3 protein-coding genes are annotated in these 4,209 nt (G+C 62.3%); all 3 read right to left on the bottom strand.

From position 1 onward, the window contains the following. Window positions 1–191: 191 nt before the first annotated feature. The gene (dbpA, locus tag IQK56_RS30270; RefSeq protein WP_246500319.1) at window positions 192–1,529 is read right to left on the bottom strand and encodes an ATP-dependent RNA helicase DbpA; all 1,338 of its coding nucleotides are present in this window, start codon (window positions 1,527–1,529) and stop codon (window positions 192–194) included. Window positions 1,530–1,712: 183 nt separating this feature from the next. Next, a complete protein-coding gene (mdtD, locus tag IQK56_RS30265; protein ID WP_193863487.1) occupies window positions 1,713–3,119 on the bottom strand; it encodes a multidrug transporter subunit MdtD in 1,407 nt (468 codons plus the stop codon). A gap of 35 nt (window positions 3,120–3,154) precedes the next feature. Then, window positions 3,155–4,045, bottom strand: a complete 891-nt coding sequence (locus IQK56_RS30260) for an alpha/beta fold hydrolase (protein ID WP_150760243.1) — start codon at window positions 4,043–4,045, stop codon at window positions 3,155–3,157. Window positions 4,046–4,209 lie beyond the last annotated feature (164 nt).

Here is a 4,209-nt window from a genome sequence, read left to right as displayed (position 1 = left end):
GCGCCAATGATCACAACTTCGGTCGAGCGCAAAACGGTGTCCTCACAAAATATTGATCTGAAATGCAATCAAAACTGTGGGAAGGGGCTTGCCCCCGATGTCGGTGTATCAGTGGCAGATGTACCGACTGACACACTGCAATCGGGGGCAAGCCCCTCCCACATTTGGATCTCCATTGAATGGGAGATTTTTTACAGGATGCGCACGCGCAACGAACGGCCTTTGATCTTGCCGTCATTCAAACGCTGTAACGCCTGCTTGGCGATGCCACGTTCCACGGCCACGAACGCCTGGAAGTCAAAGATCGCGATCTTGCCGACCTGAGCGCCGGGGATGCCGGCGTCGCCGGTCAGTGCACCGAGGATGTCACCCGGACGCACCTTGTCTTTACGGCCAGCGGCGATGCACAGCGTGCTCATCACTGGCAGCAACGGACCGCCGCTTTGCGGCTTGAGGTTGTCCAGTTGGTCCCAGTTCAGTGGCGACTTCTGCAGTTGCTCGATGGCCTGGGCGCGGTGCGCTTCGGACGGTGCGACCAGGCTGATGGCGATGCCGGTCTCGCCCGCACGGCCAGTCCGGCCAACACGGTGGATGTGGATTTCCGAGTCGCGGGCCAGTTCGACGTTGATCACCATGTCCAGCGCGTCGATGTCCAAACCACGGGCGGCGACGTCAGTGGCCACCAGCACCGAGGTGCTGCGGTTGGCGAACATCGCCAGCACCTGGTCACGGTCGCGCTGTTCCAGGTCGCCATGCAGGCCAACGGCGGAAATGCCCTTGGACGTCAGGTGGTCCACGGTTTCCTGCACTTGCTGCTTGGTAAAGCAGAACGCCACGCAGGAGGCTGGGCGAAAGTGCGCCAGCACCTTGGTCACGGCGTCCATGCGTTCTTCCGGCGAGATCTCGAAGAAACGCTGCTCGATCTGGTCATCGGAGTGGAAGGCTTCGGCCTTCACTTGCTGTGGTGCGCGCATGAACTTGGACGCCAGCTGCTTGATGCTCACCGGGTAGGTGGCCGAGAACAGCAGGGTCTGGCGGCGTGGCGGGGTCTTGCTGATGATGTCTTCGATGGCGTCGTAGAAGCCCATGTCGAGCATGCGGTCGGCTTCGTCGAGGATCAGCGTGTTCAGGCCGTCCAGCACCAGCGAACCCTTGCGCAGGTGTTGCTGGATGCGGCCCGGAGTGCCGACGATCACGTGGGCACCGTGTTCAAGGGACGCGATCTGCGGGCCGAGGGACACGCCGCCGCACAGGGTCAGGACCTTGATGTTGTCTTCGGCACGGGCCAGGCGACGGATTTCCTTGGCGACCTGGTCGGCCAGTTCACGGGTCGGGCACATCACCAGCGCCTGGCAGCCGAAGTAGCGCGGGTTGATCGGGTTCAACAGGCCGATACCGAATGCAGCGGTCTTGCCGCTGCCGGTCTTGGCCTGGGCAATCAGGTCCAGCCCTTTGAGGATCACCGGCAAGCTTTGCGCCTGGATCTGCGTCATCTCGACATAACCCAGCGAGTCGAGGTTAGCCAGCATGGCGGCGGACAGGGGCAAAGTATTAAAAGCGGTGGCGATGGTAGTCACGGGACTGGCTCTGCAAAACAAAATGTCGCGCAGTGTAGCAGGCCCCCGTAGGTTTTTTCGCATGGTTCGGATGAGGGGTGGGGGCCGCGGCAAGTTATGAGCGGCAAGCGGCAAGCTCGAAGCCGTCTTGCAGCTTCAAGCTTGCCGCTTGCCGCTGCCTTTAGGGTCCAGTTGCAGGAAGATCGCCGCCGCCAGCATCGCCATGATGCCCACGGTGAGGAAGGTCAATTGGAAGGCGCCGAGGATACTGTCCACGCCATCATTGCCGGCCTCTGCAGTAAACCCGCCGAGCAGCGCACCGGCACAGGCCACGCCCAGGCTAAGGGACAATTGCGCCACCACCGACAGCAAACTGTTGCCGCTGCTGGCCTGGGCGTCGTCGAGGTCGATCAGGGTCACGGTGTTCATCGCGGTAAATTGCAGGGAGTTGATCGCCCCCAGCACCGCGAGCATGCCCAGCAGCAACGGGTAGGGCGTTTGTTCCGTGACCAGGCCCATGCTGGCGAGCATCAGGCCCAGCGCCAGCGTGTTGCCGGTGAGCACGATGCGATAACCCAGACGCTCGATCAGCGGCCGCGCCACCGACTTGGCAAACATCGCCGCCGCCGCCAGGGGCAGCATGCTCATGCCGGCCTGCGACGGCGAATAGCCCAGCGCCACCTGCAACAGCAGCGGCACCAGGAACGGCAGCGCGCCGCTGCCCAGACGGGCGAACAGGTTGCCCAGAATGCCCACGGCAAAGGTGCGCGTCTTGAACAGCACCGGCGAGAACAGCGCATTGTCGATATGCCCGGCCCGCAGCCAATACGCCGCCAGGCACGCCAGCCCGCCGAACAGCAGCAACATCACCCGCAGGTGCGGCAGATGCAGCTCGCCCAGGCCTTCCATGGCGATGGTGATCAGCACCATCGCCGCGCCGAACAGCAGGAAGCCGATGCCATCGAAGCGCGTACGCTCGCTGCCGCGCAGGTCGGGGATGAATTTCCACACGGCGTAGCAGCCGATCATGCCTACCGGCAGGTTGATCAGGAAGATCCAGTGCCAGGTCAGGTATTGCACCATCCAGCCGCCCATGGTCGGGCCGAGCAAGGGGCCGAGCAGGCCGGGAATGGTGATGAACCCCATGATTCGCACCAGCTCGGAGCGCGGGTAAGCACGCAGAACCACCAGCCGTCCGACCGGCAGCATCAACGCACCGCCCAGGCCCTGGACCACCCGTGCGCCCACCAGCATGCTCAGGCTGCTGGATAAGGCGCACAGCAATGAGCCGATGCTGAACAGCATGATCGCGCCAAAGAAGATTTTCTTGGTGCCGAAGCGGTCGGCGATCCAGCCCGACGCCGGGATCAGCAGGGCGACGGTGAGCATGTAGGCGATCACCACGCCTTGCATGCGCAGCGGGTTCTCGGCGAGGTCCCGCGCCATGGCCGGCAGTGCGGTGTTCAGAATCGTCCCATCCAGCGACTGCATGAAGAAGGCAATCGCCACCACCCAGGGGAGCCAGCGGGCGGTCTTGGCATCGAGCGGGACGCGATTCGGCATGGGAACCCTTTTGTTAGCAGGCTATGTGTTGGCGATTATGCGCCATCCGTCGCGCTTTTTCCCACTGGCGGTTCGTCTAAGTCCGACAACGTCGCGTGCTCACCTATCAGGTAATTCAGCAGGGCGCGGTGCACCGACAGCGCGGCCTCGCGGGACTCCAGATCGAGCAAATGGCCGGTGTGCTCGGCCACGGCAAAGCTGCTGCGCGCCACGTACTGCTTGAACAACCGGGCTTCGGCAGCCGGGGTGTATTCGTCCAGGGCGCCGTTGAGGAAATGCACCGGCGTTTCAATCTGCCGCAGTGCTGGCAGGTAGTTGCCGTCGCCCAGGCCCAGCACCTGGTGGATATGAAAGCGCGCCTGGCGGTACTCGGTGGTGGCCATGGTCGACAGGTGCCGATGGTTGTTGCGCTTGAGCCGGGGCGAGAGGTATTTGCCGACCGTCTCGTTGAGCAAGTGGCCGACGGCGGACTTGTCATCGGCCTCGATCAACACGCGCACGCGCTCGACATAGTCGAGCATCGCTTGATTGAGGTTGGGCGCCAGGGCCATCACCACCGAGCTTTCGATGGACGGCGGGTTGTGCGCCAGGGTCAACAGCGTGGAGATGCCGCCCCAGGAGGCCGACACCAGGTGGTTGACCTCGAAACGCTCCACCAGGGCGCGCAGCATCTGCACTTCGTCGTCCTTGGTCACCAGGTCCAGGTCGGTGTTGTGCTCGCGGGAATAGCCGGAGAATGGCAAGTCGAACATCAGTACATTGAAATGCTCAGCCAGGCATTTGCTGGTGCGGGCGAAGGAGCGCGTGGTGGACAGCGCGCCATTGACCATCAGCACCGTCTTTTTCTGCGGGTCGTGACCCAGTTGCTCCATATGGACGTTGTAGTGCTTGAACAGCTTTTGTATGACGAAACTTCCATGGTTCATCGCATCACTTCCGGTGTGTGGCGGTATGCCACTAACCGTTATAACGAGGTTTTTTGCAGACGACAACAGGCTGCACGGGGAGACGTGTGAGATGGGATTTGACGGTAGGAATAGGTGAAACGAAGTCTCTGAAATCACCGCTAAGCAATGTGGGAGGGGGCAAG

This window comes from Pseudomonas cyclaminis (genome assembly GCF_015163715.1).
Lineage (GTDB): Bacteria > Pseudomonadota > Gammaproteobacteria > Pseudomonadales > Pseudomonadaceae > Aquipseudomonas > Aquipseudomonas cyclaminis.
This window is presented reverse-complemented; position numbering and strand designations above follow the sequence as displayed.